The 25757-nt window shown below is 50.5% G+C and carries 35 protein-coding genes; 30 read left to right on the top strand and 5 right to left on the bottom strand.

All coding sequences use genetic code 11. The features are described from left to right. Window positions 1-9: 9 nt before the first annotated feature. A complete protein-coding gene (locus tag HCK03_RS03110; RefSeq protein WP_167691117.1) occupies window positions 10-1011 on the bottom strand; it encodes a phage integrase in 1002 nt (333 codons plus the stop codon). After that, entirely contained in the window at window positions 1011-1589 is a 579-nt protein-coding gene (locus HCK03_RS03115) for a phage repressor protein CI (protein ID WP_167691118.1), read from the bottom strand. The genes HCK03_RS03110 and HCK03_RS03115 overlap by 1 nt, the downstream gene beginning before the upstream one ends. Window positions 1590-1718: 129 nt before the next feature. Here HCK03_RS03115 and HCK03_RS03120 point away from each other — a divergent pair, with 129 nt between their 5' ends. The 13 genes from HCK03_RS03120 to HCK03_RS03180 all read left to right on the top strand — a co-directional run bounded on the left by HCK03_RS03120 (window position 1719) and on the right by HCK03_RS03180 (window position 10828). Continuing rightward, window positions 1719-1982, top strand: coding sequence for a hypothetical protein (locus HCK03_RS03120; RefSeq protein WP_001630878.1), 264 nt, complete (start codon window positions 1719-1721; stop codon window positions 1980-1982). A 30-nt stretch (window positions 1983-2012) separates the two neighbouring features. Then, complete coding sequence (locus HCK03_RS03125) at window positions 2013-2522, top strand: phage regulatory CII family protein (protein ID WP_020316738.1); 510 nt, start codon at window positions 2013-2015, stop codon at window positions 2520-2522. Between the two features lie 7 nt (window positions 2523-2529). Beyond that, window positions 2530-2730, top strand: a complete 201-nt coding sequence (locus HCK03_RS03130) for a phage filamentation protein Fil family protein (RefSeq protein ID WP_167691119.1) — start codon at window positions 2530-2532, stop codon at window positions 2728-2730. Beyond that, window positions 2694-3032 carry a DUF5347 domain-containing protein gene (locus HCK03_RS03135; protein ID WP_167691120.1) on the top strand — a complete coding sequence of 113 codons (339 nt, stop codon included), beginning with the start codon at window positions 2694-2696 and terminating at the stop codon, window positions 3030-3032. Before HCK03_RS03130 ends, HCK03_RS03135 begins: the two co-directional genes overlap by 37 nt. Window positions 3033-3100: 68 nt before the next feature. Then, entirely contained in the window at window positions 3101-3328 is a 228-nt protein-coding gene (locus tag HCK03_RS03140; protein WP_167691121.1) for a DUF2732 family protein, read from the top strand. Next, window positions 3328-3549 (top strand): TraR/DksA family transcriptional regulator, encoded by a 222-nt coding sequence (locus HCK03_RS03145; protein ID WP_071081269.1) that lies wholly within the window; start codon window positions 3328-3330, stop codon window positions 3547-3549. The genes HCK03_RS03140 and HCK03_RS03145 overlap by 1 nt, the downstream gene beginning before the upstream one ends. Continuing rightward, window positions 3550-3828 carry a DUF5405 family protein gene (locus tag HCK03_RS03150; RefSeq protein WP_167691122.1) on the top strand — a complete coding sequence of 93 codons (279 nt, stop codon included), beginning with the start codon at window positions 3550-3552 and terminating at the stop codon, window positions 3826-3828. Window positions 3829-3831: 3 nt separating this feature from the next. After that, complete coding sequence (locus HCK03_RS03155) at window positions 3832-4662, top strand: hypothetical protein (RefSeq protein WP_167691123.1); 831 nt, start codon at window positions 3832-3834, stop codon at window positions 4660-4662. After that, a complete protein-coding gene (locus tag HCK03_RS03160) occupies window positions 4659-6878 on the top strand; it encodes a replication endonuclease (RefSeq protein WP_167691124.1) in 2220 nt (739 codons plus the stop codon). The genes HCK03_RS03155 and HCK03_RS03160 overlap by 4 nt, the downstream gene beginning before the upstream one ends. Window positions 6879-6988: 110 nt before the next feature. Then, complete coding sequence (locus tag HCK03_RS03165; RefSeq protein WP_167691125.1) at window positions 6989-7186, top strand: Tum protein; 198 nt, start codon at window positions 6989-6991, stop codon at window positions 7184-7186. Between the two features lie 25 nt (window positions 7187-7211). Further along, window positions 7212-8324 (top strand): hypothetical protein, encoded by a 1113-nt coding sequence (locus HCK03_RS03170; protein ID WP_206110931.1) that lies wholly within the window; start codon window positions 7212-7214, stop codon window positions 8322-8324. A gap of 13 nt (window positions 8325-8337) precedes the next feature. Continuing rightward, entirely contained in the window at window positions 8338-8802 is a 465-nt protein-coding gene (locus tag HCK03_RS03175) for a DUF1803 domain-containing protein (protein ID WP_167691126.1), read from the top strand. A 1-nt stretch (window position 8803) separates the two neighbouring features. Next, window positions 8804-10828 carry a hypothetical protein gene (locus HCK03_RS03180; protein WP_228283758.1) on the top strand — a complete coding sequence of 675 codons (2025 nt, stop codon included), beginning with the start codon at window positions 8804-8806 and terminating at the stop codon, window positions 10826-10828. Between the two features lie 317 nt (window positions 10829-11145). On the opposite strand, the gene HCK03_RS03185 is transcribed toward HCK03_RS03180, so the two are convergent. Beyond that, on the bottom strand, window positions 11146-12189 hold the full coding sequence (locus HCK03_RS03185; protein WP_167691127.1) for a phage portal protein: 1044 nt from the start codon (window positions 12187-12189) through the stop codon (window positions 11146-11148). Continuing rightward, the gene (locus HCK03_RS03190) at window positions 12189-13958 is read right to left on the bottom strand and encodes a terminase ATPase subunit family protein (protein WP_167691128.1); all 1770 of its coding nucleotides are present in this window, start codon (window positions 13956-13958) and stop codon (window positions 12189-12191) included. Before HCK03_RS03190 ends, HCK03_RS03185 begins: the two co-directional genes overlap by 1 nt. 165 nt (window positions 13959-14123) lie before the next feature. Here HCK03_RS03190 and HCK03_RS03195 point away from each other — a divergent pair, with 165 nt between their 5' ends. From HCK03_RS03195 to HCK03_RS03240, 11 genes are all read left to right on the top strand, one after another. Then, window positions 14124-14978 (top strand): GPO family capsid scaffolding protein, encoded by an 855-nt coding sequence (locus HCK03_RS03195; protein ID WP_167691129.1) that lies wholly within the window; start codon window positions 14124-14126, stop codon window positions 14976-14978. 73 nt (window positions 14979-15051) lie between these two features. Next, on the top strand, window positions 15052-16110 hold the full coding sequence (locus tag HCK03_RS03200; protein WP_167691130.1) for a phage major capsid protein, P2 family: 1059 nt from the start codon (window positions 15052-15054) through the stop codon (window positions 16108-16110). 3 nt (window positions 16111-16113) lie between these two features. Continuing rightward, window positions 16114-16857 (top strand): phage terminase small subunit, encoded by a 744-nt coding sequence (locus tag HCK03_RS03205; RefSeq protein WP_266096256.1) that lies wholly within the window; start codon window positions 16114-16116, stop codon window positions 16855-16857. 96 nt (window positions 16858-16953) lie between these two features. Beyond that, window positions 16954-17460 (top strand): head completion/stabilization protein, encoded by a 507-nt coding sequence (locus HCK03_RS03210; RefSeq protein ID WP_167691131.1) that lies wholly within the window; start codon window positions 16954-16956, stop codon window positions 17458-17460. Next, window positions 17460-17663 (top strand): tail protein X, encoded by a 204-nt coding sequence (locus HCK03_RS03215; RefSeq protein WP_167691132.1) that lies wholly within the window; start codon window positions 17460-17462, stop codon window positions 17661-17663. Before HCK03_RS03210 ends, HCK03_RS03215 begins: the two co-directional genes overlap by 1 nt. A 4-nt stretch (window positions 17664-17667) precedes the next feature. Continuing rightward, the gene (locus HCK03_RS03220) at window positions 17668-17958 is read left to right on the top strand and encodes a phage holin family protein (protein ID WP_049157366.1); all 291 of its coding nucleotides are present in this window, start codon (window positions 17668-17670) and stop codon (window positions 17956-17958) included. Next, a complete protein-coding gene (locus tag HCK03_RS03225; RefSeq protein WP_108979127.1) occupies window positions 17945-18442 on the top strand; it encodes a glycoside hydrolase family 24 protein in 498 nt (165 codons plus the stop codon). Before HCK03_RS03220 ends, HCK03_RS03225 begins: the two co-directional genes overlap by 14 nt. Beyond that, on the top strand, window positions 18439-18870 hold the full coding sequence (gene lysB, locus HCK03_RS03230; RefSeq protein WP_167691133.1) for an Rz-like lysis system protein LysB: 432 nt from the start codon (window positions 18439-18441) through the stop codon (window positions 18868-18870). The genes HCK03_RS03225 and lysB overlap by 4 nt, the downstream gene beginning before the upstream one ends. Continuing rightward, window positions 18752-19003, top strand: coding sequence for an Rz1-like lysis system protein LysC (gene lysC, locus HCK03_RS26245; RefSeq protein WP_228283759.1), 252 nt, complete (start codon window positions 18752-18754; stop codon window positions 19001-19003). Before lysB ends, lysC begins: the two co-directional genes overlap by 119 nt. Then, on the top strand, window positions 18966-19433 hold the full coding sequence (locus tag HCK03_RS03235; protein WP_167691134.1) for a phage tail protein: 468 nt from the start codon (window positions 18966-18968) through the stop codon (window positions 19431-19433). The genes lysC and HCK03_RS03235 overlap by 38 nt, the downstream gene beginning before the upstream one ends. Next, window positions 19426-19884, top strand: coding sequence for a phage virion morphogenesis protein (locus HCK03_RS03240; RefSeq protein ID WP_167691135.1), 459 nt, complete (start codon window positions 19426-19428; stop codon window positions 19882-19884). The genes HCK03_RS03235 and HCK03_RS03240 overlap by 8 nt, the downstream gene beginning before the upstream one ends. Window positions 19885-19908: 24 nt before the next feature. Here HCK03_RS03240 and HCK03_RS03245 read toward each other — a convergent pair whose 3' ends face one another. Further along, a complete protein-coding gene (locus HCK03_RS03245; RefSeq protein ID WP_167691136.1) occupies window positions 19909-21162 on the bottom strand; it encodes an HNH endonuclease in 1254 nt (417 codons plus the stop codon). Window positions 21163-21358: 196 nt separating this feature from the next. Here HCK03_RS03245 and HCK03_RS03250 point away from each other — a divergent pair, with 196 nt between their 5' ends. Genes HCK03_RS03250 through HCK03_RS03275 form a run of 6 tightly spaced genes read left to right on the top strand, consistent with a single transcriptional unit; the run spans window position 21359 to window position 25754 of the window. Next, window positions 21359-21994, top strand: a complete 636-nt coding sequence (locus tag HCK03_RS03250; protein ID WP_167691137.1) for a phage baseplate assembly protein V — start codon at window positions 21359-21361, stop codon at window positions 21992-21994. Further along, complete coding sequence (locus HCK03_RS03255; RefSeq protein WP_110202218.1) at window positions 21991-22338, top strand: GPW/gp25 family protein; 348 nt, start codon at window positions 21991-21993, stop codon at window positions 22336-22338. The genes HCK03_RS03250 and HCK03_RS03255 overlap by 4 nt, the downstream gene beginning before the upstream one ends. 4 nt (window positions 22339-22342) lie before the next feature. Continuing rightward, window positions 22343-23251, top strand: coding sequence for a baseplate assembly protein (locus HCK03_RS03260; RefSeq protein WP_167691138.1), 909 nt, complete (start codon window positions 22343-22345; stop codon window positions 23249-23251). After that, window positions 23244-23861 carry a phage tail protein I gene (locus tag HCK03_RS03265; protein WP_167691139.1) on the top strand — a complete coding sequence of 206 codons (618 nt, stop codon included), beginning with the start codon at window positions 23244-23246 and terminating at the stop codon, window positions 23859-23861. Before HCK03_RS03260 ends, HCK03_RS03265 begins: the two co-directional genes overlap by 8 nt. Beyond that, entirely contained in the window at window positions 23851-25575 is a 1725-nt protein-coding gene (locus HCK03_RS03270; RefSeq protein WP_167691140.1) for a hypothetical protein, read from the top strand. Before HCK03_RS03265 ends, HCK03_RS03270 begins: the two co-directional genes overlap by 11 nt. Continuing rightward, on the top strand, window positions 25575-25754 hold the full coding sequence (locus HCK03_RS03275) for a hypothetical protein (protein ID WP_167691141.1): 180 nt from the start codon (window positions 25575-25577) through the stop codon (window positions 25752-25754). The genes HCK03_RS03270 and HCK03_RS03275 overlap by 1 nt, the downstream gene beginning before the upstream one ends. The last annotated feature ends 3 nt before the right edge of the window (window positions 25755-25757 follow it).

Consider the following 25757-nt stretch of genomic DNA (forward strand, 5'->3'; position numbering starts at 1 on the left):
CTTACATTCCTATCTCAGATTTGATATCGGATTCAATCGAACGGCTTCTTCTAAGTGGTCAGGGGCGAAATGAGAATATCGCATGGTCATTTTGATGTCGGTATGCCCGAGCACGCGTTGCAAGACCAGAATATTACCGCCATTCATCATAAAATGGCTAGCGAAGGTGTGGCGCAAAACGTGGGTAAGCTGTCCTGCCGGTAGTTCGATGCCTGTTCTTTCCAGAGCTGACCGGAACGCGCCATAACAATCACTAAACAATCGGCCTTTTTTATCATCAGGCAGAGACTCATAGAGCTCTTTGCTGATTGGAACGGTGCGATTTTTTCTGCCCTTTGTGTTGGTATAGGTGATTTTGTATTTCGCTAGCTGGCTTTTTTTCATTCTCTCGGCTTCAGACCACCGTGCACCAGTTGCCAGGCAGATTCTGACCACGCTTTCTAAATCAGGGTGGTCATGGCGTTTGCACTCACCGAGCAGTAGCGAAATCTGATCGTGAGTTAGCCAGGCCATTTCCATTTCTTCTGTGCGGAATGGGCGCATGTTTTTCAGTGGGTTTTCGCCCTTCCATTCTCCGAGGCGGTTTAGCTCATTGAACACTGCCCGGAAGTAGGCCAGCTCAAGATTAAGCGTGCGAGGCGATACCTCTTTCACTCTGTTTGAACGGGCATGCTCACCTTTCAACCGTTTTTCTCGGTAGCGGGAAAACATCTGCGCATCGAAATCGCGTGCGAGTGGTTCGCCCATACACTCAAAAGCATGGTGCATGGCTAACTGACGTTTCAAGCCATCTTTCAGTGTAATGCCATGAGCGCTATACCATGAGTCAACCAGCTCTTTTAACGTGCGCCTGTCTTCCTTTTCTTCCTGCCACGGGTTTTGAACGGTGTACTGTTCAAACGCCAGAGCCTCGCCCTTAGTAGCGAATTTCCTTCTGATGCGCTTGCCTTTTGCCCCGTTTGGATAAAGCTCACAAATCCAACCGCCAGCCGGATTTTTACGGACGGTCATCAGTTAACCTCGCTGTATACACCCACTACTCGCCCCAGCGCTTTAATATCATCAATGCCGCATTCGAAAGGAACCTTCCCGCCTGCAACATGTAGTTTTCTGCCCGGTAGTTTTGTTAACTCTCGAATGCTTATTGCTCCCTCAATGTCGACTAGCCATAGGCCATCAGACAATGATGCTTGCTTGTCCACAAAATAAATTTTCCCCTCGGAACGGATAGCCATCCCATCTGTGAGCGGTTTTGTGAAAAATTGGGCATCAATACTCAGTTGCTTGTCGGATTTGAGGATTTCCTCACTTAATGTGAACCCCTCAATCCTTTTGGCGTCGCTCGATTCTCTGTTATTTACAAATGCTTCCCCTTCTCCGGTAAGTAACCACCGAAGATTAGCACCTGTTTCAAGGGCGCAGTGAGCCGCAAAGTCATAGGAGATGGCGCCTCGGGTGTACCTATTTGACAATGAACTGGATGCGATATCGAAGTGGTTAGCTAATTGAGTTTTCTGTGAAAATCCGTACGCCTCGCAGATGCGGTCGAGTACATCTACGTTGCTCCATCCTAAAGAATCTATTCTCATTTCGATAAAACCTATTTACTATATCTCAATTGGGAGATATATTTTGGCTAAACCCACGCAATTGATGGCAAGTGTTGGCAAACAGAGTCAAATCAATTGCAAACTTTGGCTAACAGGGAATCATGCAATATGGCTTCTGAAATCGCAATCATCAAAGTGCCTGCACCTATCGTTACTCTGCAACAATTCGCAGAGCTTGAGGGTGTTTCTGAACGCACCGCCTACCGCTGGACAACCGGCGACAACCCTTGTGTACCAATCGAACCACGCACCATCCGTAAAGGCTGCAAGAAAGCAGGTGGCCCGATTCGTATTTATTACGCACGCTGGAAAGAAGAGCAGTTGCGTAAGGCGTTGGGTCATTCCCGTTTTCAACTCGTCATCGGCGCTTAATTCACTTTATGTGAATTGTAAGGATGCAACATGTTTGATTTTCAGGTTTCCAAACATCCCCACTATGACGAAGCGTGCCGGGCTTTTGCACAGCGTCATAACATGGCGAAGCTGGCCGAGCGTGCGGGTATGAACGTTCAAACTTTACGTAACAAGCTCAACCCGGAACAGCCTCACCAGTTCACGCCGCCTGAATTGTGGCTACTGACTGACCTGACTGAAGACTCAACCCTCGTTGATGGTTTTCTGGCGCAGATTCATTGCCTGCCATGCGTACCGGTTAATGAGCTGGCTAAAGACAAATTGCAGTCTTATGTCATGCGCGCAATGCGTGAACTCGGCGAACTGGCAAGCGGTGCGGTATCTGATGAACGTCTGACCTCTGCCCGTAAGCACAACATGATTGAAAGCGTTAATGCTGGCATTCGCATGTTGTCATTATCGGCTCTGGCGCTGCATGCGCGTCTGCAGACTAATCCCGCTATGTCGAGCGTGGTCGATACCATGAGCGGTATTGGCGCATCGTTCGGGCTTATTTGAGGTGCGTATGCTGAAAAGTGAACCGTCATTCGAGTCTCTACTCGTTAAGCAAAGCCCCGGCATGCACTACGGCCACGGCTGGATCGCAGGTAAGGACGGCAAGCGTTGGCACCCGAGCCGCTCGCAGGCTGATTTACTGGCTGGCCTCTCTACTCAAAAGCAGGGGGAATCATGGCTATCGAAGCTGTTTCCGCAACTGTTCAGCTAAAAGCGGGTGAACGTCTGGCCGGTCTCAATCATGTGGCTGAATTGCGCGCGAGATATTGGGGCGATAGCTGGAAAGAGGTTGAACGTTTTGTCGATGATATGCGCGATAAACGTGACCCACAATTTGAAGAAAATAATCGGGCGCTGGCCGCTATTTTCTTTCTGGCAAAAATACCGGCGGCTCGTCATGAGCTCGAATTAAGTGAGCTGACTACTGACGAGAAAAAGGCGCTTATTACAGCGATGAATAATTTTCGTGCAGTGGTGAGTTTATTTCCCAAACGGCTAACCATGCCGAATTAATACACGAATTTTATTAACTGACGTCAACCCGTCGGGCTTCCCATTGCCCGAATTCAGGAGAAAGCACTATGCAAAATATCGAAACCCGTCAATTCAAAGTTGATAAAGACGCGCTGGCCGTGTTGCTGGATGAGGCCAAATCTGAAGAGCGCAAGGGTCGCGCGCTGGCTGTATCAATCCGCCTTGAGGCACTGGCTACCCATATCACTAACAAAGGTTTAAGCGCTATCGAAGCGGCCGAGCTGTTGCGCCGCGAAGCCACCCGCTACGAAAACGAATCTCAGGAGCTGCACTAATGGCCGACGCAATGGATATCGCACAACAGCGCGAACAGGCAGAACGTGAGCGCCTTATCAACAACGCGCGCAGCCGTATCGCTGCGCCATCTCGTTTTACATGCGAGGTATGTGACGCACCAATCCCGGAAGCTCGCCGCATTGCGATTCCGGGCGTGGCCTTTTGCGTGACCTGTCAGCAAATCGCCGAGCTTAAATCAAAACATTACAGGGGCGTATAAATGGGTATTCGTATCGAAGTCGGCGAAAAGTGGGTTATTACCAGCGACCAATATCAATTCATCCTGAATGAAAAGAAAGTCGTAAAGACAGGCAATAAAGCTGGCGAGGAATGGCTCGACACTATCGGATATTACCCGAAGATTAACCAGCTTATTTCCGGTCTGGCACATCACTACATCCATAACTCGGAGCTTCAAACTCTGAATGGCATTGCCTCAGAAATTGAGAGATTGGGGATGTTATGTGAGTCAGCCTTTCATACTGGGATTGCGAAATAACATATGGTTAAGGGCGTGGCAGACGTTACTCATTACCACGGAACACCTGTATGGGGTGACGCCGGTAACGTTCACCGTATTGCGGTCACCGGTGCTGGCGCATTTGTATCGTATGCACGTCCTGACCAATTAGCTGCATCAATTAAATACGCCCTCTCTGTTGCTATAGATAATGGAGCTTTTTCAGCGTGGAAGCGTGGCCTTGTTATTGACTGGCAGCAATTCTATCAATGGCTGATTCCTTATTATCACCATCCCAAGCTGTCATTTTTTGTTATCCCTGATGTGGTTGAAGGTGGCGAAGCTGACAATGACGCACTTATCGCCAAATTACCACGCTGTTTCAAAGACAAAGCTGCGCCAGTCTGGCATTTGCATGAATCATTGCACCGTCTGGTTGAGCTTTGCCGGGAGTGGCCGCGTGTGTGCTTTGGGTCGTCAGGTGAGTACGCAACTATCAGAACCCAGCTCTGGCATCGCAGGATGTCAGAAGCGTTTGAAACCATTTACTGCAAACATAGTTTCTCAACGCAGGTGCACGGGCTACGTATGCTTGATGGTAGAGTGCTGGGAAACTACCCTCTAGCGACAGCGGACAGCACTAATCTTGCCTGCAATGTACCAAAGTTCGATGTTAAATATCCTGAGCTCACAAAGGTAATTCGTGACGCGGATTATTCGAGGAACCTTTCAGAAATAGAGCTTAAAGCGGTAATACTGAAACGCCGCTGCGCCATTCTCAAAAATACCATTGAGGCAGTAACACCACTGTCAATTTCAGAGTGGCAATCAAAAGGGCTGACTCCACGCCAATTGGAGTTAGCTATCGCATGACAAACTATGTTTACGCGTGGAATAAACCTAAGCAGGCCATAGCGAGCCCATATCTGACCTACGCAGAGCAACACCGCCGCGACCGCATGTTCGCGGCTTTGCTGCATGCGAGAAAAGTGCTTTCTCTTCAGCCTGAGTGTGTGCGTTTTGATGTTTATCGCACCGCTGCGGTGCTGGAGCAAAATCAGGGCAGTCAACGAGCCAATGCCTTTATAATCAGCTTCTGCAAAAAGGCATTGCCACGTCTGGAACTGGTCGCAAAAAAATATGAGTGCGCGGGTATCAATAGCAACGTATCAGCCGCTGTTTTTAGTGGTCATTTTGATACCCGGCTTATGCAATATCTAGCATCCCGCATGGTCAATATGGTCGCCAGATATAACCGCATCCCGGATATGTCGCGCGCCGATATTGACCTGCTGGCAGGTGATATAGCTAATTTCATTCGTTCTGAGCTGGCAAATATTGATGACTCAGGTTTTGGTGAGCTCAAAACGCTATACACCTGGTACATGCACGCTGGTTTTATTTCTCTGCAATTCAATGTCACCCCTCCCCATTGGGATCGCGTGACAAATAAATACTTTAACAAAGATGATATCGCCCCCGCAGTAATCCGTATGTTTACTGAGTCATGGTGGCGTAGTCGTCTGCGTCGTGTCGCGTCGGCATGGCGCGAACATCTACAAATTGCAGTCGGCAACGTCAGCAAGAAACGACACGCCTACGCGAGTAAAAACTGCGTGACTGACTGGCGCGAGCAGAAGCGCCGCACGCGTGAGTTTCTGAAGGGCTTAGAGCTCGAAGACGAGGACGGCAACCGAATCAGCTTGATTGAAAAGTATGACGGTTCGGTCGCAAACCCTGCGATACGCCGCTGTGAGCTTATGACCCGCATCCGTGGGTTTGAAAATATCTGCAATGAACTCGGTTATGTCGGGGAGTTTTACACCCTGACCGCGCCGTCTAAATACCACGCCACCACCAAAGCGGGCTACCGTAACAGCAAATGGAACGGAGCCAGCCCGGCAGATACACAAAGCTATCTTACTGGCTTATGGGCGCGTATCCGCGCGAAGCTGCACCGTGAAGAGATTCGTATTTTCGGGATCCGCGTAGCAGAACCCCACCACGACGGAACCCCTCACTGGCACATGCTTATGTTCATGCTGCCGGAAGATGTCGAGCGCGTGCGCCACATTATCCGTGATTATGCGTGGGAGGAAGACCGCCACGAACTGAGAAGCGATAAAGCCAAAAAAGCCCGCTTTCATGCTGAGGCCATCGACCCGGAAAAGGGCAGCGCTACCGGCTATGTCGCTAAATACATTTCCAAAAATATCGACGGCTATGCACTCGATGGTGAAACAGATGACGAAAGCGGTGAGCTGCTGAAAGAGACTGCCCCCGCCGTATCAGCATGGGCGGCGCGCTGGCACATCCGTCAATTCCAGTTTATCGGCGGTGCGCCGGTGACGGTTTACCGTGAATTGCGTCGTCTCGCTGATACAGAGACAGCGCACGGCCTGAGCGTTGAGTTTGCCGCCGTTCATGATGCCGCCGACGCCGGTGATTGGGCTGGTTACGTTAATGCGCAAGGTGGCCCGTTTGTCCGTCGTGATGATTTGCAGGTGCGCACGCTGTATGAACCGCGCGCCGAGTTTAACCAGTATGGTGAGGAAACCGTCTGCATCCGTGGCGTATACGATTCCGCCGTAGGCATAGACACCCCGATTTTAACCCGGCTAACGCAGTGGAAAATTGTGCCGAAGCGTGCCGTTGATTTGGCCGTTGACGTTCAGGGCGCTCCTGCGCCCTCTCGGAGTTCTGTCAATAACTGTACGGGAAGCGAAAGCGATCCACCGAAACTGGATTTAACAAAACCTCTGAGTCGGCGTGAAAGACGAGAGCTGACCAACCGACTCAGGAAGCAAAAGCTAGCAATACGGAAAGAATTCATCCACGGAGCGGATAAGCAAAACGCAGCTATAGCGAAAACTATAGACGAGATACATCTGACAACCGGCATCACTATCAGCCGGGGCGAAGCCCTGCACCTGATGGCGGGTGGTAGAAGTTGTTTTGACGGCAAATGGCTACGCGGAACGGCCAAAGGAGAAATATATGCTGCGGCTCCTTCATACCAGAAAAAAGCCAAGGAAATCCTTGATCGTGTCGCGATATTGCGAATAAAGGCTAAAGACACAGGGCACTAATATTCATCGATATCATGTACATACATGGTAGACATTTTTTATTTTTTCTTCCCAATTCTTATCATTACATGATACTGTATGTTTATACAGTATTCTCGTGAGGGGGTGATGTGAACAGAGAACTAAGCGAATTAGTGATGCTTGAACGGGTTGAGCTTATTGCTCGACTGGTGACTGAAGGCGCAAGCCAAGAAAAAGACAGGGAAATTGCTTTAGGATTGATTGCTGAGATTGCTAAAGGAAATTTAATTAAAAATCATGAGTTTTCAGTAGCTTTCTCCACATCACCGATTTTGAACACTGAATAGTGGAAAAATAAATGAGGCTATAAAGATGTTAAATCAGGCTGTTACGCGGCATTTCGGCGCGTTTTTCCATTCAAGAGAACAACAGCATTTTGGCTCTAACAGCCTGCTGTTGAGCTATGGACATACGATCAAGGTCAACTTAATTGATGCCTATTTTTTGGTCAGTTATATTTACTCCCTAGAGAACAAGAAGTTATACTGGGGGAAATTTTTTTCAACGGACTTGGAAATGCACATTGACCCTCATAGCGACCCCAAAGCATGGGAATCGTTCTTTAAGAGCATTATCTGGCTACATTATAAGCCCGCGAATTGCTGTGACTTGCCTGATTCACATGGCGGAGATTTTGGCCTTGAATGCTATACTTTAGATGGGCATGTTTTTCAGTGTTATTTGCCGGAACAGTCGAGTGATATTGATAAACTTTATAAAGCACAGCAAAAGAAAATTTATAATGATATCCAAAAGTTCTCTAAAGATAATATAAAAGAGTTAGAGGAACTATTTGGAGCATTAAAAATAAGTCGCTGGGTTTTAGCGACACCTTATAATAAATCTGCAAAGTTAAGTCAATACTGTACAAAAAAATCCCTCAAGGTTCGTCAGTTAGGTCTTCCGTATGTAGCTGACGATTTTCAAATTATTGTTCAAACTGAGGAAAGCTATTCTCAAGAAGCTTTTCTGCTTCGTAGAGACTCATACCAATTAAGTCTAAATTTAGATGACACAACTGTTGATGGAGCAATGGAGTTTATCAGTAGCAATAGTTCTTTTCTCGAAAAGTTGAATTTAAAATTACCTAAGATCCACGATGCTGTATCAAGACAAGAGCAAATGAGAAACTTTTTAATTCAAAAGTTCCTTGATTATCAGAATCTATTAGACACGCTAAAGCAAAATTGGGTTGATATTTATGAGATTGTTTATAAATGCATTCAGCAGAGAGAAACTAATTTAGTTGGGATTTTTATGCTTGCTCCATCTAATGCCCAACCATCAGGAATAATGAAAGATCAAATTGAAACTTTAAAAAAATGCATTGAAGAAGAAGTCCCAACGTTTAAACAAGCGGATCTCGAGAAAATTACATGGGGTGTAATTTCAGACTGGTTAATACGATGCCCATTAGACTTTTAAGGTGGAAAAAGAGATGCATATAACCATAGAAGAAATAGTTGGGAAACCTTTCACCTTTACTAAAAGGCCTGAACACTTACCTTGTGATATGAGGCCGTTGTGGCGTTGTAGTTTAATTTTATTGATTCTTTCTATACTTGGTCGTTCTGGCTGCTGCTCGTTAAAAAAAATGCATGTTGTTAATTGGGTTTTGAAGTCAGATCAAAATATAGCCAGCCTTGAGTTTTGGATTTTAAACAAGGAAAGCCTTAAACCTGAGGTTCGCATGGATCCTACACTCGATCGCGCCCTTGAGTTAATGTTAGCCGAAGGATTTATAATTAGAGATAATGACAAATATAAAATAGTTGAAAAGGGCGAACTATGTGCAGCTAAGTTAATAGCACTTGATGTATTAAAGGATGAATCTTTTAAACTCCATAAGATTAAAAAAGGATTGTCCGAAACTAATGTTAATAAAATATTCCAGGTAGGATAATATGTCATTAGAAATCGTTTCGTTGGATATTGTTGCAAATACTACTGATGGCCGATATGGAGTTACTATTCCATTTTCTAAGGGCTTGTTTTTATTGCGCATGGAAAATTCTCATGGTAAATCAACATGTATGAATGCAATAGCATATGCGCTGGGCATGGAAAGAGCATTGGGAATGGGGGGCGCCAGAATTCCATTTCCACCATCTCTAACAAAGGTGCTAACGACAATTGATGGTCGAGAAATTAATGTCATCTCATCTTTTGTTATTTTACAAATAAAAAATAGCGATGGTGTAACTGCCTCCTTGAAAAGAAATATTGTTGGTTTTGAAAGTGACAATATTATTTATATTGATGAAACTCATGCTAATGGAAAGGAAAAAAGAGGTTCTTACTTTCTACATCGAGAAGGTGATACTGATAGAGATATGGGGTTTTATAAATGGCTGACTGTCTTTTTAGGTTGGGATTTACCTCTGGTTCCCAATCACAACGGTAAAGAGACTCCTCTTTACCCGTCAGTATTATTCCCCTCATGGTTTGTTGAACAAAAGAAAGGTTGGTCATCGATAATGGCCACAATACCAACGCAATTTGGTATTAAAGAAGTTAAAAAAAGATCACTTGAATTTTTAATGGCTCTTGATGTTAATGAAAATATACTTAAGAGAAGCGCTATAAAAAATAGTATTGATGAAGTTGTTTATCAATGGAAAATAATTAAACGAAATGCAGAAATAATTGCTTCAAAAGTTTCATCAGTTGTGACAGGTATTCCAGAACAACCAGAAGTAAAGTTTGATCATTATAAAATAGATCTGGTTATAAAAGAAAACGATCATATTAAATCATTAACAGAGCTACGGACTGTTTATGCTAACGAATTGAAAGCGATGGATGCTCAAAATTTTGAGCAGGTTGATGATGCTGAATTGCAGTTAACTGTTGTGAACTCAATAAGTTCAAAAGTAGATGAGATTCATCGTTTAGAACTAACTTTGCAAGAAATCAGTGACCATAAAAGCTATATAAATTATCAAATATTTTCAACAAATAAAAGGTTGGCAAACCTTTTGGAAGATAAAAGAAAATATGAGGATTTGAAGAAGATTTCAGATTCTAGTGTTTATGAATCGACTCAATTACTCAGTAATGAATGTCCCACTTGCGGAGCTCAATATAATGATAATCTCTTGGGTTTTTCATCGCAAGAGAATCTTATGACATATGAAAGTAGCTTGAGCTTTATTAAAGAGCAGATAAAGGCCTTTGATTTTGTTTTGTTAGATTGTAGCAGTCAGTTGAAGTTTAAAGAAGTTGAACAAAGTAAAATTGAATCAAAAATAGCTGCTTTAAAAGTTGAGATTAACAAACTTAAACATACTGATTATCCTTCTCTTGCTATTCAAGAAGAGTATCTACGTCATAAAATCAACCTAGAAAATGGCATTGATGAAATTGATGAAGCGGTTAGGGATATAACCAATATTCGTCTTGAATTGGATGAATTACACAAGAAATTTAATAAGCTAATGGCGGATAAGAAATCATTACCGCAAAGAATACTATCAAAAAATGATGTGTCAAAATTACAGTTATTGAATTCTGGCCTCGTAGGGAGGTTGAAAAAATATAAGTTCGATAGTTTTGATGCGGAACTTGTAGAGATATCTGAAGATAATTACCTGCCAACAAGGGAGGGCTATGATATTGGATTTGATACATCTGCAAGTGATGGTATCAGAATAATTTGGGGATATTTGATTAGCCTGTTCACTGTTGGGCAACACTTTGCTACTAATCACCCTGGAGTTCTCATTTTCGATGAGCCGAGACAGCAAGAAGCAAAAAAAGTCAGTTTTGCTGAGTTGCTTAGAGATGCAGCAGAAACTACAAAAGTCAGTGGCCAGATTATCTTTGCCACATCTGAAGATGAGAATGTCTTAGTTGAAGCTTTAAATGGCTATGAATATACAATTGTATCCTTTAATGAAATTGACGGAAAAGTGATAAGGAAGTTGTAATTTTAGTTTGCATCTTTACGCATTATTTCGCGTTTAATTTTAAAGTATGTTTTCCCGGTCCGCCCCACAGAGGAGGCGGGCTGGGAACGGTCATGCAACTGCATTAAAACCGACCCATAAAGCGGGCAGGCGAGGCGGGGAAAGCACTGCGCGCCAGACTACATTTACGCATTTATTTTCGCAGCCTGAGCGCGTCGCTGTGCTGTGCGAGTTCGCGAGGGTGTCCGGTGAGTGATGCGGGGGCGTTCGAGGCCGTGGCGGGCTTCTGAGACGGTCAGGCGTGGGGGTAAGAAAAAGCCGCCCGGAGGCGGCAGAAATCAGTCACTTTCAGTATCGAGGGTGTAGCTTTTGAACCGGATCACCTCCTGACCGGCCCACGCGTTAACCTCGCGCATTCGGTCCTGTAGCGGGATGAGCTCGTTACGCACAAACACCTTTGCCACCTTCTCGATGTCGCCGAGCGAGCCGACGTTTTCCGGCTTGCCGCCCATCAGCTGGAACGGGATGCGGTGAGCGTCGAGCAGGTCGGCGGCGCTGACTTTTTTGATATTGAAGAAATCGTCTTTCGTTGCCACCTCGCTGAGCGGCACAATTTTAATGCCGTCCGGTTTTCCGTGCGGTGCGTAGAAAAACAGATTTTTAAAGTTGCCGAGCCCCTTCGAGCTGCGCATCGCATCACGCAGCGCCTCAACATCGGTACCACTTTGCGCGGCATCCGTCACATACATGATGTAGCCCGCGTGTGCGCCGTTCTGGTAATACCGGCGACGGAACAGCGTCGCCGCCTCATTCAGCCAGGCGGAATTTAAAGCGCTGAGATATTCCGGCATGCCGTACAACTCCTGATTGATGTCAGGCTCCAGCAGGTGAAACACGGAGCCCGTCGCGAACGGGTGCGGCTGGTCGAATGACGGCACCCACCAGTAGACATCCTCCTCAATGCCGCGTCGCGTGTATTTTGCCGGTGACGCTTCCAGTTTCAGCGGGCGACCAGTAACGCTCTTTCGGAGTTCTAAAAAGGCGTTGCCAAACACCAGGAAATCGAGCGCGAAGCGGCTGAAATCCTGTTGTGATAAAAGCGGGTGCGGAATAAACGTTGACGCCAGAATATTGCGCTTAACGTAAATCGGCGAGCTGTGATGAACGGCGGCGCGCAGGCTTTTTGCCAGCCCGTTAAAGCTGACCGGCGGTTCGAACCATTTGCCGTTATTGACGCATTCCACGTAATCCAGAATATCGCGGCGGTCGAGCACGGCGCTCGGTTCACCAAAAGTAAACGCCTCCACTTTTTGGGGCGCGGAGCTATTCATGTTGCGCAGCCGCTTTTGTGGCTGCGGCTTGCGACCTTTGTATTTACTCATCAGTTGAACTCCAGAATGGACGATGTGGCCTGGCCGCTGCCAGCGGTAAGTGGTTCGTTTAACAGCGCGTGCATAGTCGCCCAGGCGACGTCCGCGTGGCTGGCTTCCTCGGTACGGCTGGCCTCATAGGTGGCGCTGCGCCCGCTGCTGGTCATGGTCTTGCGGATAGCCATAAACGAGGTGGTGATGTCGGTGGCGCTGACGTCATATTCGAGACAGCCACGGCGAATAACGTCTTTTGCTTTCAGCACCATCGCGGTTTTCATTTCCGGCGTGTAGCGGATATCGCGGGCGGCGGGATAAAACGAGCGAACAAGCTGGAAAACACCAATGCCGAGGCCGGTTGCATCGATACCGATGTATTCGACCTTGTATTTTTCCGTGAGCTGGCGAATGGATTCGGCCTGCGTCGCAAAGTCCATGCCTTTCCACTGGTGACGCTCCAGAATGCGGAACTTGCCACCAGCGACAACCGGCGGAGCGAGCACCACGCACCCGGCGCTGTCGCCGCTGTGCGACGGGTCGTATCCAACCCACACCGGGCGGGAGCCGAACGGGTTGTCGGCGAACGGCGCAAAGTCCTCCCACTCTTCCAGACTGTCGACCATGCAGCGCTGCAAATCCTCGAAGGGGAACACCGAGGCCTTGTCATCAACGAACTCGCACATAAACAGGTTGCGGAAGTCATCGACGCTGTTTTCCTGCCGGAGCTGCTCCAGGTTGAACAGCGTACAGCCCCCGGCGAGCGCATCCTCAATGGTGACAATCTGCCGCCACTGGCCGTCAGGACATGCCACGCCAGCGGCGAGGGCGTCATGGCTGATATCGATGTCGACGCGTTCACTGACGCGGGCGCGGCCACGGTTAAATAATTCCCCCGACCAGAACGGGTAAGCGCCGTGCGCCAGGGTGGACGGTGTTGAAAAATAGGTGCTACGCAGGTGGCTTTGTGAGGCCATGCCCGACGATACTTTTCGCAGTTTCTGGAAGTTGGGGATCCAGAATATTTCATCGACATACAGGTCGCCGTTATGACTCTGCGCGGTGTTTGAGTTGGTGCCGAGGAAAATCAGCTTTGCGCCGTTGTTGCCAATGACGATCGGGTCGCCGGTCAGCTCCACATCAACCCGGCGGGCAAACTGGATGATGTACTCACGGAATACATACGCCTGCGTTTTACTCGCGGACAGAAAAATCTGGTTATGGCCGGTTTTCAGCGCGTGCAGCAGTGCCTCGCGGGAAAAATAGAACGTCGCCCCAATCTGGCGCGATTTCAGAATGTCGCGAATGCGGTGCTCAAGCCCCGCGCGGTGCCAGCGGAGCTGATACTCGAAAGACTCCGCGAAAAAAATCTCTTCCAGTTTTTCGATAGCCTCGTCGCTGAAAAAGTTCTTTGTCGGCTTTTTGCGGTCGCCTTTGTTGCGGTTGGCCACACGGGGATTCAGGTCAGCCTCGTTTCCGGTCTGGCCGTAACGGTTAATCCGTGCAAAGCGCTCCATCTGCCGGGCCAGAAAATCGGCGACCTTGAAATCGTGGGGCGTGAGGCTGGGCTTGGCATAAAGCTGGATCAGCCGGGCCTCAAGGGTGCTTTCGACCCGGTTCAGCGGTGCCGTTTCCTCCCAGTGGTCGCGCTGTTTCCAGCTCTGCACCGTGGGGCGTTTGGTCTGCAACATGTCGGCAATCTGCGGCACGGAGAACCCCTGCCAGTACAGCAAAGCCGCCTGACGTCGCGGGTCGTTTAACAAAGTGGTGTCGGTGGTGATGGTCATGGATGCCTCGCCGTGATTGATACAGGGCAAGGCTAAAGAAACGGGGGATGTGAATCGCTAAGGTGCTGTTGTGTGAGGGATAAGCCATCCGGGACTGATGGCGGGAGAGCATCGACGTCGGGAAACTAGCCCCGACCCGTTAACCCGATATCAGGACTCCTGACAATGGCAAAAAAAGTTTCAAAATGGTTTCGCATCGGCGTCGAAGGCGATACCTGTGACGGCCGCGTTATCAGCGCGACGGATATTCAGGAAATGGCCGAGACCTTTGACCCCCGCGTCTACGGTTGCCGCATCAACCTCGAACACCTCAAAGGCATCCTGCCGGAGGGTCCGTTCAGCCGTTACGGCGATGTGGTCGAGCTGAAGTCTGAAAAAATTGACGACGATTCGGTACTGAACGGCAAGCTGGCGCTGTTCGCTAAAATCACCCCGACCGATGACCTGATCGCAATGAATAAAAAATTGCAGAAGGTTTACACCTCCATGGAAATCCAGCCGAATTTCGCCAATAGCGGTAAATGCTACCTGGTTGGCCTCGCCGTGACCGATGACCCGGCCAGCCTCGGCACCGAATACCTCGAATTTTGCCGGGGGGCCAAATTTAACCCCCTTAACCGCTTCAAAGCCGCACCGGGCAACCTGATTTCTGTTGCCACCCTCGCGGAGCTGGAATTCGAAGACCTGCCAGAAAATGTGTTCACCGCCCTGAGCGACAAGGTGAAGACGATTTTCAGCCGCAAACAGGCCAGTGATGACGCCCGTTTTCAGGATGTGCATGAAGCCGTGACGACCGTCAGTGAGCATGTGCAGGAAAACCTCACCGCTACTGAGCAGCGTCTTGCCACGCTGGAAAATGCCTTTGCGACGCTGAAACAGGACGTCACCAGTAAAGCCGACCAGACCCGCCAGGCATTCAGCCAGTTAAAAACGTCGCTGGATAACACCGAAAGCACCACGCAGCCCCGCCGCAAGCTCTCCACCGGTGGCGGAGGTGATGAGCTGCTGACCGACTGCTAAACGGTCGTGAATTTATCGCCGGGCGACAGACCAGCCCGGTCAGACAACCCGATTTAACCCAACAGGAAAGACTATGCGTCAGGAAACCCGTTTTAAATTCAATGGCTATCTGTCCCGCGTTGCCGAGCTGAACGGCATTGACCCGGACGACGTGAGTAAAAAATTCTCCGTCGAGCCGTCCGTCACGCAAACCATGATGAACACCGTGCAGATGTCCTCGGCCTTTTTGCAGAAAATTAACATCGTGCCGGTGGATGAGCTGAAGGGTGAAAAAATTGGCGTCGGCGTCAATGGCACCATCGCCAGCACCACCGACACCAACAGCGGCCAGGAGCGTAAAACCGCCGACTTTACCGCGCTGGAGTCCAGAAAGTACGAGTGCGACCAGGTCAACTTTGACTTCCACTTCAAGTATAAAAAGCTGGATTTGTGGGCGCGCTTCCAGGACTTCCAGCGCCGTATTCGCGACGCCATCATCCAGCGTCAGGCGCTTGATTTCATCATGGCCGGTTTCAACGGCGTTGAGCGCGCCGAAACCTCTGACCGCAAAACCCATCCGATGCTTCAGGATGTCGCCGTGGGCTGGCCGCAGAAATACCGCAATGAAGCGGCGGCCCGTGTGATGAGCAAAATCGTCGACGAGGAAGGGAAAGTGGTGTCCGCTGTGATCCGTGTGGGTAAAAACGGCGATTACGTCAATCTCGATGCACTGGTCATGGATGCCACCGACAACCTGATTGACGAGATTTATCAGGAAGATTCGGAGCTCGTCGCGATTGTGGGGCGTAAGTTGCTGGCCGACAAATATTTCCCCATCGTCAACAAAGACCAGCCCAACAGCGAAGCGCTGGCGGCTGACATCATCATCAGCCAGAAACGCATCGGCAACCTGCCTGCCGTGCGTGTGCCGTATTTCCCGCCGAACGCAATTATGGTGACGCGTCTCGATAACCTGTCCATCTATTTCATGGACGAAAGTCACCGCCGCTCCATCATCGAAAATCCGAGACTCGACCAGGTGGAAAACTACGAATCGATGAACATCGATTACGTGGTCGAAACCTACGCTGCCGGGTGCTTCATTGAAAATATCAAGCTGGGCGATTTCTCTGCTGCGCAACCGGAGGGCTAACCGATGACGAGCCCCGCACAGCGTCACATGATGCGGGTCTCGGCCATTGAAACCGCGCAGCGGGAAAACAACCCGCTGCGGCATGCCACTGCCTACGAGCAGATGCTGGTTAAGCTGGCCGCAGACCAACGCACGTTAAAAGCCATCTTTGGTAAAGAGCTGAAAGCCAGGAAAAAGCGCGAGCTGCTGCCGTTCTATCTGCCGTGGATCAGTGGCGTGCTGGAACAGGGCAAAGGTGCGCAGGATGACATCGTGATGACCGTCATGCTGTGGCGTCTTGATGTCGGTGATATCAGCGGCGCGATGGACATCGCCCGCTACGCCTTTAAGTACGGTTTGACCATGCCAGGCAGGCACCGCCGACCGCCGCAGTACATGTTCACCGAGGAGGTGGCACTTGCCGCCATGCGCGCCCATGCCGCCGGTGAACCGGTCGTCATCAGCCAGTTGCTCGACACGCTGGCGCTGACCGCCGCCGCCGATATGCCGGACGAGGTGCGCGCAAAACTGCACAAAATCACCGGCCAGGTGTTGCGGGATAACAAGCAGCCCGCCGACGCGCTGGCCCACCTCAGGCGAGCGATGCAGCTCGACTGTCAGGCAGGCGTCAAAAAAGACATTGAACGGCTTGAGCGTGAGCTGAAGCCCAAACCGGCAACGGTCGTTAAAGCCCCGGCAAGCGCGCCGCGCGTCGTGAAAACCACGGCACCGGCTAAACGTGGCCGACCAAAAAAGAACCCCGGTTAACAGAATGCGCCCCGCGCCAGGGCGGCACGCCGGTCGATGAGGGTGTTTTACCCGACCTGAGACCGGCGTCCACCGCCCACCTATTCAGAGGTAGTCATGACGACGCTGATTATTAAAAAGAACGATGAGCCGCAGTCGGGGGGCATGGTGGTTATCCCGCCGCCTGCCAGCGATGAGCCAGTGATTAAGAATACGTTTTTCTTTCCTGACATCGACCCGAAACGCGTGCGTGAAGGGATGCGCCTTGAGCAGACCGTTGCCCCGGCCCGGCTGCGTGAGGCCATCAAAACTGGCATCGCCGAAACCAATGCCGAGCTGTTTTTGTGGCGGGAACAGCAGATTGCCGGGGGGGTTAACACGCTGGCCGACGTGCCGGCTGACGACCTCGACGGCGAGAGCGTGCGCGTTTTCTACTACCTGCGTGCCGTGACCTCAATGGCGACCGCCACGCTCTATGAGCGTTATCGCGGCGTGGATGCCAGCGCCAGAGGCGATAAAAAGGCCGACAGTATCGACACCACGGTCGACGAGCTGTGGCGGGACATGCGCTGGGCGGTATCTCGCGTCCAGGACAAACCCCGCTGCATCGTGAGCCAAATCTGATGCAGGCCATCGCGCAACAGGGCGACACGCTCGACATGATTTGCGCCCGGTATTACGGGCGCACTGAGGGGGTGTTCGAGGATGTGCTCGCCGCAAATCCGGGGCTGGCCGAGCTCGGCGTATTGCTGCCGCATGGCACGGTGGTCGAACTGCCCGACGTCCAGTCATCCCCCGTAACTGAAACAATTAATCTGTGGGAGTAAACACATGACAGAAGGTGAAAAAAGCGTCCTGTCACTGTTTTTGATCGGCGTGCTGATTGTCGTCGGTAAAGTGCTGGCCGGTGGTGAACCCATCACTGCACGCCTTTTTATTGGTCGCATGTTGCTGGGCGGCTTTGTCTCAATGGTGGCCGGGGTGGCACTGGTGCAGTTTCCCGACCTGCCGCCCGCTGCCGTGTGCGGATTTGGCTCCATGCTGGGTATCGCCGGTTATCAGGCGGTGGAAATTGCGATTCAGCGCAGGATTAAAAAAGGGGAAAACGATGGCGGTCATTAAGACACATCCCAACGTCGCGGCATTCCTCGACACGCTGGCGTTTTCAGAGGGTACGGCGACGCACCCGCTGACCAGAAACAACGGGTACGACGTCATTGTCACGGGTATCGATGGCAAGCCGGAGATTTTTACCGACTATCGCGATCACCCGTTTGCCGGTGGGCGCCCGGCGAAGGTCTTCAATCGTCGCGGGGAAAAATCCACGGCATCCGGACGCTACCAGCAGCTTTACCTGTTCTGGCCGCATTACAAAAAGCAGCTCGCTTTGCCGGATTTCAGCCCGGCATCACAGGACAGACTCGCCATTCAGTTAATTCGTGAGCGCGGCGCGCTGGAAGACTTGCAGCAGGGGCGCATTGAACGCGCCATTTCCCGTTGTCGCAATATCTGGGCTTCATTGCCGGGGGCCGGGTATGGTCAGCGCGAGCACAGCCTCGACAGGCTGGTCGCAGTGTGGCGCAAGGCCGGAGGCGTATCCGCATGAAAATAGTCATTATCCTGCTGGCGCTGGCCTGTGCGGGTCTGCTGTGGATGCGACACGATAACAGCAATTTGCGTGCTTCTTTTGAACGCGCGAACCGGGTCGCCGGTACGCAGAAGACCACGATCACCATGCTGAAAAATCAGCTCAACGTTGCCGCAGAGCAGTCGCAGCGCAAAGAGTTGGCGCAGGTTGCCATGAGGGATAAGCTCACCGCCGCTAACCAACTGTCCTTCAGGCGTGAACAAACTATCACGAGGTTACTCAATGAAAATGACGCGTTTCGCCGCTGGTATCGCGCTGATTTACCTGATGCTGTGCGCCGGTTGCACCAGCGTGCCGCCTGCACCAACGCCGCCACCGGTGATTGTTTACAACGCCTGCCCGAAGGTCAGCCCCTGCCCGATGCCGGGCAGCGACCCGGTGACTAATGGCGACCTGAGTGCGGATATACGCCAGCTCGAAAACGCCCTGAAAGGCTGTGCAATCCAGGTCGACGCGATTAAACAATGCCAGGATGAAATCGATGCAAAAACCCAACAGTCTGCGAAAAGCCTTAACTGATGCGGTGCCGGTACTGCGTACCAACCCCGATATGCTTTGTCTTCGCCTGGACGATGGCAACAATACGGCGACGCTGGCGCGCTCCCTGTCGTTTGAAAAGCGGTACACGCTTAACATCGTGGTGACGGATTTCACCGACGATATTGACCTGTTGTTTGCGCCGATTATGGCCTGGCTGCGCGTCAATCAGCCAGACATCATGACAACCGACGAGGGGAGAAAAAAAGGATTTGCCTGGTACGCTGACATTAATAACGACAGCAGCCTCGATGTCAGCATCAGCCTGTTGCTGACCGAGCGCACCCTTGTCAAAGAGGCCGACGGCGCAATGTACGTTGAGAACATCCCGGAGCCACTACCGCCGGAGCCAGTGGCGCGCCCTGTTGAGATGTGGAGTAATGGCGAACGTGTGAGTAAATGGGATGAATGACTTCAAACCCTTTGAGGACAAGCTCGCCGGGTTGATAGCGGCCCTTTCTCCTGCCGGGCGGCGTCGGATGACCGCCGACATTGCGAAGAAACTGCGCCAGCGGCAACAACAGCGCATTAAATCGCAGAAAGCGCCGGACGGTTCCCCGTTCGCCCAGCGTAAACGCCAGCCAGTCAGGGAAAAGAAAGGCCGGATTAAGCGCGAGATGTTTTCGAAACTGCGTACTAACCGTTTTATGAAAGCGAGCGGTAACGACAGCGCGGCGGTGGTCGAATTTACCGGGAGGGTGCAGCGCATCGCCCGCGTACATCAGAACGGGTTATCAGATAAACCGCAGAAAAACAGTCGTATGGTCAAATATGAAAAAAGAGCACTGCTTGGATTTAATAGCGAAACAGAAAGCGATATAAATGACATTGTTGTTCAATGGGTTTTGCTAAATATTGAGTAGCCTCAAGTGAGGCTACTTTTTTATTTAAATTCTACCTTTCCATTTCTGTACTATCTCTATAGTATCGACAGGGTAAATGTGTCCTGTGTTTTGTGATTTGATGTAATACTTGTGAATGTGGTTTTTTAATGGCAATGAGAATGATGATGAATGTTTTGTAACCTCGCCTTTATGGTAATCATACGGATTTAGTGAATCTAAAACTTCATGAACTGTTGATATGAGTGTCTTGTTTTTATCATATAGTGGGATTACATCTTTCTTAAATAAATGGGTGGAGTATTCCACGGGTTTAAAGTCGGCCTCCATTAATGTTAAAGGCTCACCTTTATTATAGAATGTGTATTCTATCGGACCCATGCAGACATCAAAAGCTTCTTGTAATGTTAGCTTGTTGAATGTTCCATTATCGACATCATTAACACCAATTATTGAAGATTTAAATTCAAAATACGTTGAGTCGGAAAGCTTAATCCCTATATAGTAAACGTAATTAATTATGATTAGACAAAAAAGCTTGCTGTCATAGTTTAGCAACATGAGATAGTGTTTGTTTTTCTCTATGTCAAAGATGCTTTCAAATGGTTCAATAATACGCTTATCGAATCCATCGCCTATTAAGATATACTCTTTTGCTTTATCTGCATCAGCATTGAAAAGCACATCTGATATTTGAGCCGCCATTTTATCATTGAAGTACGAAGGGATAGAGTCCACGGCAAATTCATAGGCTATTTTCAATGCCCCAAGATTTATTTCATTTAAATTTATTGACCATGTGATTTTATGTTGATGCACATTACTTACAGTTTCAGAGGTTGTTTTTTTAATATCACTTTTCTTTAGTCCGTTTCTGTTGAGTATTTTTTCAATCAATTTCCCCGCGCTGTCCTTCTCACTTTCGTCAACCTCTATCAAAATCTGATTTATTGCACCATTTTCATCTTTTTTAATTTTAATGTATGGTAACAGGTGTGGCTCAAAACTACCGTCTTGATTTCTTTTGAATTTTGATTTTCTTTCAGGGTCTTCGATGCTTGAAAATGTTCCCTCATAAGGATTTGGTATGTTGCCGGTTTTTCCTTTTAGATTATAAGTGCTTCTATAAAACTCACCGAACTTATTGTTAATTAAATGCGCATCAACCTTCGCGCCAAGCATTGAATTACAGTCGGTGCAGACATTAAAAATATGATAGTACCCACCGAGTGACTCAGGAATGACGTGCTCGTCAGACATGTTGTCTTTTTCAAGTCGGCATATTATGCACTTTGCCATACATATTGCTCCTGTTGTGTTTTATTTGTCACTCAAGGTACCATCGTTATTTTAGATATGGCAATATATTGTTGGTGCTAATTTTAATAAAAACTAACTGTTAATGTTATATAGCTAGACGTTCTAATTGTTGTGCCATGGACCACCAAATTAGGATTTATTGTCCTGACCAGTTTCAAACTGCATTCTTATCCTCATGAATACTCTCGCATCTATCCAGGAACTCGCCCGGGCGATACGCAACATGATCCGCACCGGCGTTGTTGTCGAAACTGACCTCGACGCCGGGCGCTGTCGCGTGCAGACCGGCGGCATTTATACCGACTGGCTCCAGTGGTTAACCCACCGCGCCGGACGCTCGCGCACCTGGTGGGCTCCCTCTGTTGGTGAGCAGGTGATGATTCTGGCCGTGGGCGGTGAGCTCGATACCGCCTTTGTGCTGCCGGGAATTTATTCCGACGACAACCCCGCTCCGTCGGCCTCGGCGGATGCCTGGCACGTTGAGTTTCCCGACGGTGCCGTTATGAGTTATGAGCCGGAAACCGGCGCGCTGACCGTCTCCGGCATTAAAACCGCCGATGTGACCGCATCCGATTCGGTTGCCGTCAGCGTGCCGGTGGTGCTGGTAAAAGCCTCGACCCGCGTCACCCTCGATACGCCGGAGGTGGTCTGCACCAACAAGCTGACGACCGGCACGCTGGAAGTAAAGAACGGCGGCAAGATGTCCGGCGACATCGAGCACGGCGGCGGCTCATTCTCTTCTAACGGCAAGGTGCTCCACACACATAAACACCCTGGCGACAGCGGCGGACAGACGGGGGAACCACTATGACAGCGCGTTATCTCGGCATGAACCGCACGACCGGTGAAAGTATTTCAGACGTTGACCATATCAGCCAGAGCATCGTGGATATTCTGCGCACGCCTGTCGGCTCCCGAGTCATGCGTCGTGAATACGGCTCGCTCCTGTCGCAGATGATTGACCAGCCTCAGACCCCGGCGCTTGAGCTGCAAATTATGGCCGCTTGCTACATGGCGATCCTGAAGTGGGAACCGCGCGTCAGGCTGACCAGCATCACTACAGCGCGGCAGTTTAACGGGCAGATGGTCGTCGATGTGACCGGCCAAATCACCGATACCGGCGAGAGCCTTTCCTTAACCATCCCTGTGAGTTGAACCTATGGCAGTTATCGACCTGAGCCAGCTCCCCGCGCCTGATGTGGTGGAAACGCTGGATTTTGAAGCCATCCTCGCCGAGCGCAAAGCGACGCTGATTTCACTGTACCCGGAAGACGAGCAGGAAGCGGTCGCCAGGACGCTGACGCTGGAGTCAGAGCCACTGGTGAAATATCTCGAAGAGAATGCCTATCGCGAGGTGATTTTACGCCAGCGCATTAACGAGGCGGCGAAAGCCGGGATGGTGGCCTATGCCATCAAAAACGACCTCGACCAGCTCGCGGCAAATAATAACGTTGAGCGCCTGGTCATTACCCCCGAAGACGATACCCAAATCCCGCCGGTGGCGGCGGTCATGGAATCCGACAGCGATTTGCGCCAGCGTGTACCGGCCGCATTTGAGGGGATGAGTGTCGCCGGGCCAACCGGTGCCTATGAATTTCACGCCCTGAGCGCCGATGGTCGTGTCGCGGATGCCTCGGCGAACAGCCCGGCCCCGGCTGAGGTGACTATCGCCGTGCTGTCGCGGGAAGGTGACGGCACAGCATCGGATGATTTATTGCTGGCTGTCAGTACCGCGCTGAATGATGAGAGCGTGCGCCCGGTCGGTGACCGCCTGACAGTCGTCTCGGCCGAAATTGTCAGTTATGCGGTCAATGCGGTGTTGTACGTCTACCCCGGCCCGGCGACCGAGCCCATTCTAGCCGCCGCGAAAGCGCAGTTAACCGCCTATATCACCGAGCAGCGCCGCCTCGGTCGGGATATTCGACGATCTGCCATCTATGCCGCGCTGCATGTGCAGGGTGTCCAGCGCGTCGAACTGCGCGAACCGCTGGCCGACGTCGTGCTCGATAAAACCCAGGCCGCGTACTGCACCGAAACCAGTGTCGTGATCGGGGGTTCCGATGAGTAACTCGCTGATGGCGACCGGGTCGTCGGTGCTGGAACAACGAGCCGCCGAAGCGTGCGCCGTCATCAGCGATTTATCTGTGCCGCTGCGTGATTTGTGGAACCCCTGGAAGTGCCCGGCAAAGTTCCTGCCGTATCTGGCCTGGGCTTTTTCTGTGGACGGATGGGATGAGAGATGGAGTGAACAGGAGAAGCGCCGCGTTATCGGTGAATCCTTCTGGCTCCATCAGCGCAAAGGCACCGTCGCCGCCCTTCGTCGGGTGGTGGAAAGCATGGGGTACAACCTGTCCGTTGAGGAATGGTGGCAGGTAGCTGACCCGGCAGGCACATTCCGCATCACCGTCGATGTGAATGATATAGGTATTACAGAGGCCCTGTTAATCGAGCTGGAAAGGCGGATTGATATCACAAAACCGGTCAGTCGCCACCTGTCCGGCATCACCATGCTCACCCGGACGGCGGGAGACATTTATTACGGCATGGCGGTAAGCGAGGGGGATGTTATCAGCGTCTGGCCTGCGGGCTATGAGCCGGATATGAGTATTTTTTATAACGGTCGTCAGTATTTTGACGGCGAATGTGTGTTTACCGGGAATGCCAGCGATGAAAATTAACGAGATTTCACAGTGGGAAGAAGAAATTTATCTCCTGCGACGAAATGACCGGGTGCTGGGCGGTGTGAATGGTGTCGCCAACACGCAGGCGCAGCAGCTGGCCAACCGCACGCAATACCTGAAAGAGCTTGCGGAGCAGCAAGGTGAAGACATGGGCGGTGCGATCATCTCCCTGCGCGGTGACCTGAAAAGTCCAGCTGGCTGGGGGGATACTATTTCCGCCGGTTATCAGAGCATGGAAAGCCGCTTTCAGGAGCAGGCGACCATCTTTGATTTTATTAAAAACGAAACGGATATCCAGACCCTGAAATATGCCGCCGGGGTGGATGTGGACGTGTCCCGCGCGGTTGAGGATGCCATTAAAGCCGGTAAGACTGCCCTTTATTTTCCGCCGGTACCGGGCGTTTATAACGTCGGCGATGTGGATGGCGCACAGTCCGGTTTTATTATTCATGGTCATGCCCGCAAGCCTTACACCATCAGTACGGATGCTTCATTCAATGGCTGCGGTACGGTCATTCGTCTTTTGCCGGGCGCGACGCGCCTGATGACCCTTAACAGCCGCATGACATTTATGAATGTTCTGCTGGATGGCCGTTCGCTGTCCGTGAATCTGATGCAGGGCACCACGCAGCTGAACGGTTGTCGCTTTATCAGCTGTGGGGTATATCGCTGGGCAACGGCATTTGGCAAGAGTAACTACGTCGGCACGCTTTATGTCAAAGACACTAACGTCAGTGAGAACGTCACCGGCTTTTATAACCTGATTGACTCCCGCGTTATCGACTCGACGATTAACAAAAATTACGGTCGCGGCGTGAGCCTGCTGACCGGCGCAAATAATAATGTTTTCCTGGGCGTTCGTAACGAATGGAATGAAAAGGAAAACTATTATTCCTACGGCGGAAAACTGAATGAGGTTTCCGGGGAGTTATGCGACCGTGCCGGGTTGGCCGCGTTTGTGGCTTCCGGCGGCGGTCAATGGATTGTCAGTAACCATGTTATCAGGCGCTCCGGGAAAAGCGCCCTGGCAGGCTCTGACGATAACTGTCATTTCCGGGTCGAAGGTGCCGGCTCCTTTATCATGCTGTCCAACGTCATGACGCAGGCCGGTCGCGGAGACAGTGGCGAAGGCAACCTCAGCCCGGAGCGCACCTTTATCACGACGGGTGATTCCGGCGACATGAAAGTGATTGCCGCCGGGTGCGACCTGTCCGGGTGTACTTCCGTCTCCGGCATTATCCGGGAAAAAACCACCGCCATTAAAAACATCAGCGGGTGCATCGGCATTCCTGATACCTGTAATACCGGGGTGGCGCAGTGTGAGGATGGTCGCGAGTATTTTGGCCGCCCCCTGAAAAAAGGCATTCTCAGCGCTAAAGGGACTTTAGCCTACACGCATACGCAAAAAGCACTCGAATCATGGCAGTCACCCGTTTTCAGGATACTGAAAATCGAGGTCCGACGCCCGCCAGACGGCAATACCGAATATTACCGGGTCCCGATGAGCCTGAAATATGAAACCTCCACCGTGGCTGTCAATGTGATTTCATCCGAGCAGAAGAGCGGCCCGTCCGGTGCGTGGGGATATGGTGACGGCTCATCCGTTGCGGTCAGCATCACCGTGTCGGCGGATGGCTCGACCCTCAGCGTCACGCTGACCGGCAAGGATAATTACGACCGTGAGGTTAACTCATATCTGGAGAACTGGTGATGGAAAGCTTTGAGAGCTATGAAAACTTTAACGACTGGTACGAGGCGTTGATTAAAGTCGGTGAGGCGGCGGACAAAACGTTTTCCTACAAACTGATGTTCCTGGAATTTTACGACCGGGGCATGACGCCGGAAGAAACGCTGACTCACATTATCGAAAACGGCATTGTGACGGAATAAGGA

Origin of the sequence: Klebsiella terrigena, from assembly GCF_012029655.1 — a bacterium.
Classification (GTDB): domain Bacteria; phylum Pseudomonadota; class Gammaproteobacteria; order Enterobacterales; family Enterobacteriaceae; genus Klebsiella; species Klebsiella terrigena.

Bases quoted from the DNA above. Each gene is read 5' to 3' on its own strand.
- HCK03_RS03110 (WP_167691117.1), bottom strand. From the start codon at position 1,011: ATGACCGTCCGTAAAAATCCGGCTGGCGGTTGGATTTGTGAGCTTTAT.
- HCK03_RS03115 (WP_167691118.1), bottom strand. From the start codon at position 1,589: ATGAGAATAGATTCTTTAGGATGGAGCAACGTAGATGTACTCGACCGC.
- HCK03_RS03120 (WP_001630878.1), top strand. From the start codon at position 1,719: ATGGCTTCTGAAATCGCAATCATCAAAGTGCCTGCACCTATCGTTACT.
- HCK03_RS03125 (WP_020316738.1), top strand. From the start codon at position 2,013: ATGTTTGATTTTCAGGTTTCCAAACATCCCCACTATGACGAAGCGTGC.
- HCK03_RS03130 (WP_167691119.1), top strand. From the start codon at position 2,530: ATGCTGAAAAGTGAACCGTCATTCGAGTCTCTACTCGTTAAGCAAAGC.
- HCK03_RS03135 (WP_167691120.1), top strand. From the start codon at position 2,694: ATGGCTATCGAAGCTGTTTCCGCAACTGTTCAGCTAAAAGCGGGTGAA.
- HCK03_RS03140 (WP_167691121.1), top strand. From the start codon at position 3,101: ATGCAAAATATCGAAACCCGTCAATTCAAAGTTGATAAAGACGCGCTG.
- HCK03_RS03145 (WP_071081269.1), top strand. From the start codon at position 3,328: ATGGCCGACGCAATGGATATCGCACAACAGCGCGAACAGGCAGAACGT.
- HCK03_RS03150 (WP_167691122.1), top strand. From the start codon at position 3,550: ATGGGTATTCGTATCGAAGTCGGCGAAAAGTGGGTTATTACCAGCGAC.
- HCK03_RS03155 (WP_167691123.1), top strand. From the start codon at position 3,832: ATGGTTAAGGGCGTGGCAGACGTTACTCATTACCACGGAACACCTGTA.
- HCK03_RS03160 (WP_167691124.1), top strand. From the start codon at position 4,659: ATGACAAACTATGTTTACGCGTGGAATAAACCTAAGCAGGCCATAGCG.
- HCK03_RS03170 (WP_206110931.1), top strand. From the start codon at position 7,212: ATGTTAAATCAGGCTGTTACGCGGCATTTCGGCGCGTTTTTCCATTCA.
- HCK03_RS03175 (WP_167691126.1), top strand. From the start codon at position 8,338: ATGCATATAACCATAGAAGAAATAGTTGGGAAACCTTTCACCTTTACT.
- HCK03_RS03180 (WP_228283758.1), top strand. From the start codon at position 8,804: ATGTCATTAGAAATCGTTTCGTTGGATATTGTTGCAAATACTACTGAT.
- HCK03_RS03185 (WP_167691127.1), bottom strand. From the start codon at position 12,189: ATGAGTAAATACAAAGGTCGCAAGCCGCAGCCACAAAAGCGGCTGCGC.
- HCK03_RS03190 (WP_167691128.1), bottom strand. From the start codon at position 13,958: ATGACCATCACCACCGACACCACTTTGTTAAACGACCCGCGACGTCAG.
- HCK03_RS03195 (WP_167691129.1), top strand. From the start codon at position 14,124: ATGGCAAAAAAAGTTTCAAAATGGTTTCGCATCGGCGTCGAAGGCGAT.
- HCK03_RS03200 (WP_167691130.1), top strand. From the start codon at position 15,052: ATGCGTCAGGAAACCCGTTTTAAATTCAATGGCTATCTGTCCCGCGTT.
- HCK03_RS03205 (WP_266096256.1), top strand. From the start codon at position 16,114: ATGACGAGCCCCGCACAGCGTCACATGATGCGGGTCTCGGCCATTGAA.
- HCK03_RS03210 (WP_167691131.1), top strand. From the start codon at position 16,954: ATGACGACGCTGATTATTAAAAAGAACGATGAGCCGCAGTCGGGGGGC.
- HCK03_RS03215 (WP_167691132.1), top strand. From the start codon at position 17,460: ATGCAGGCCATCGCGCAACAGGGCGACACGCTCGACATGATTTGCGCC.
- HCK03_RS03220 (WP_049157366.1), top strand. From the start codon at position 17,668: ATGACAGAAGGTGAAAAAAGCGTCCTGTCACTGTTTTTGATCGGCGTG.
- HCK03_RS03225 (WP_108979127.1), top strand. From the start codon at position 17,945: ATGGCGGTCATTAAGACACATCCCAACGTCGCGGCATTCCTCGACACG.
- lysB (WP_167691133.1), top strand. From the start codon at position 18,439: ATGAAAATAGTCATTATCCTGCTGGCGCTGGCCTGTGCGGGTCTGCTG.
- lysC (WP_228283759.1), top strand. From the start codon at position 18,752: ATGCTGTGCGCCGGTTGCACCAGCGTGCCGCCTGCACCAACGCCGCCA.
- HCK03_RS03235 (WP_167691134.1), top strand. From the start codon at position 18,966: ATGCAAAAACCCAACAGTCTGCGAAAAGCCTTAACTGATGCGGTGCCG.
- HCK03_RS03240 (WP_167691135.1), top strand. From the start codon at position 19,426: ATGAATGACTTCAAACCCTTTGAGGACAAGCTCGCCGGGTTGATAGCG.
- HCK03_RS03245 (WP_167691136.1), bottom strand. From the start codon at position 21,162: ATGGCAAAGTGCATAATATGCCGACTTGAAAAAGACAACATGTCTGAC.
- HCK03_RS03250 (WP_167691137.1), top strand. From the start codon at position 21,359: ATGAATACTCTCGCATCTATCCAGGAACTCGCCCGGGCGATACGCAAC.
- HCK03_RS03255 (WP_110202218.1), top strand. From the start codon at position 21,991: ATGACAGCGCGTTATCTCGGCATGAACCGCACGACCGGTGAAAGTATT.
- HCK03_RS03260 (WP_167691138.1), top strand. From the start codon at position 22,343: ATGGCAGTTATCGACCTGAGCCAGCTCCCCGCGCCTGATGTGGTGGAA.
- HCK03_RS03265 (WP_167691139.1), top strand. From the start codon at position 23,244: ATGAGTAACTCGCTGATGGCGACCGGGTCGTCGGTGCTGGAACAACGA.
- HCK03_RS03270 (WP_167691140.1), top strand. From the start codon at position 23,851: ATGAAAATTAACGAGATTTCACAGTGGGAAGAAGAAATTTATCTCCTG.
- HCK03_RS03275 (WP_167691141.1), top strand. From the start codon at position 25,575: ATGGAAAGCTTTGAGAGCTATGAAAACTTTAACGACTGGTACGAGGCG.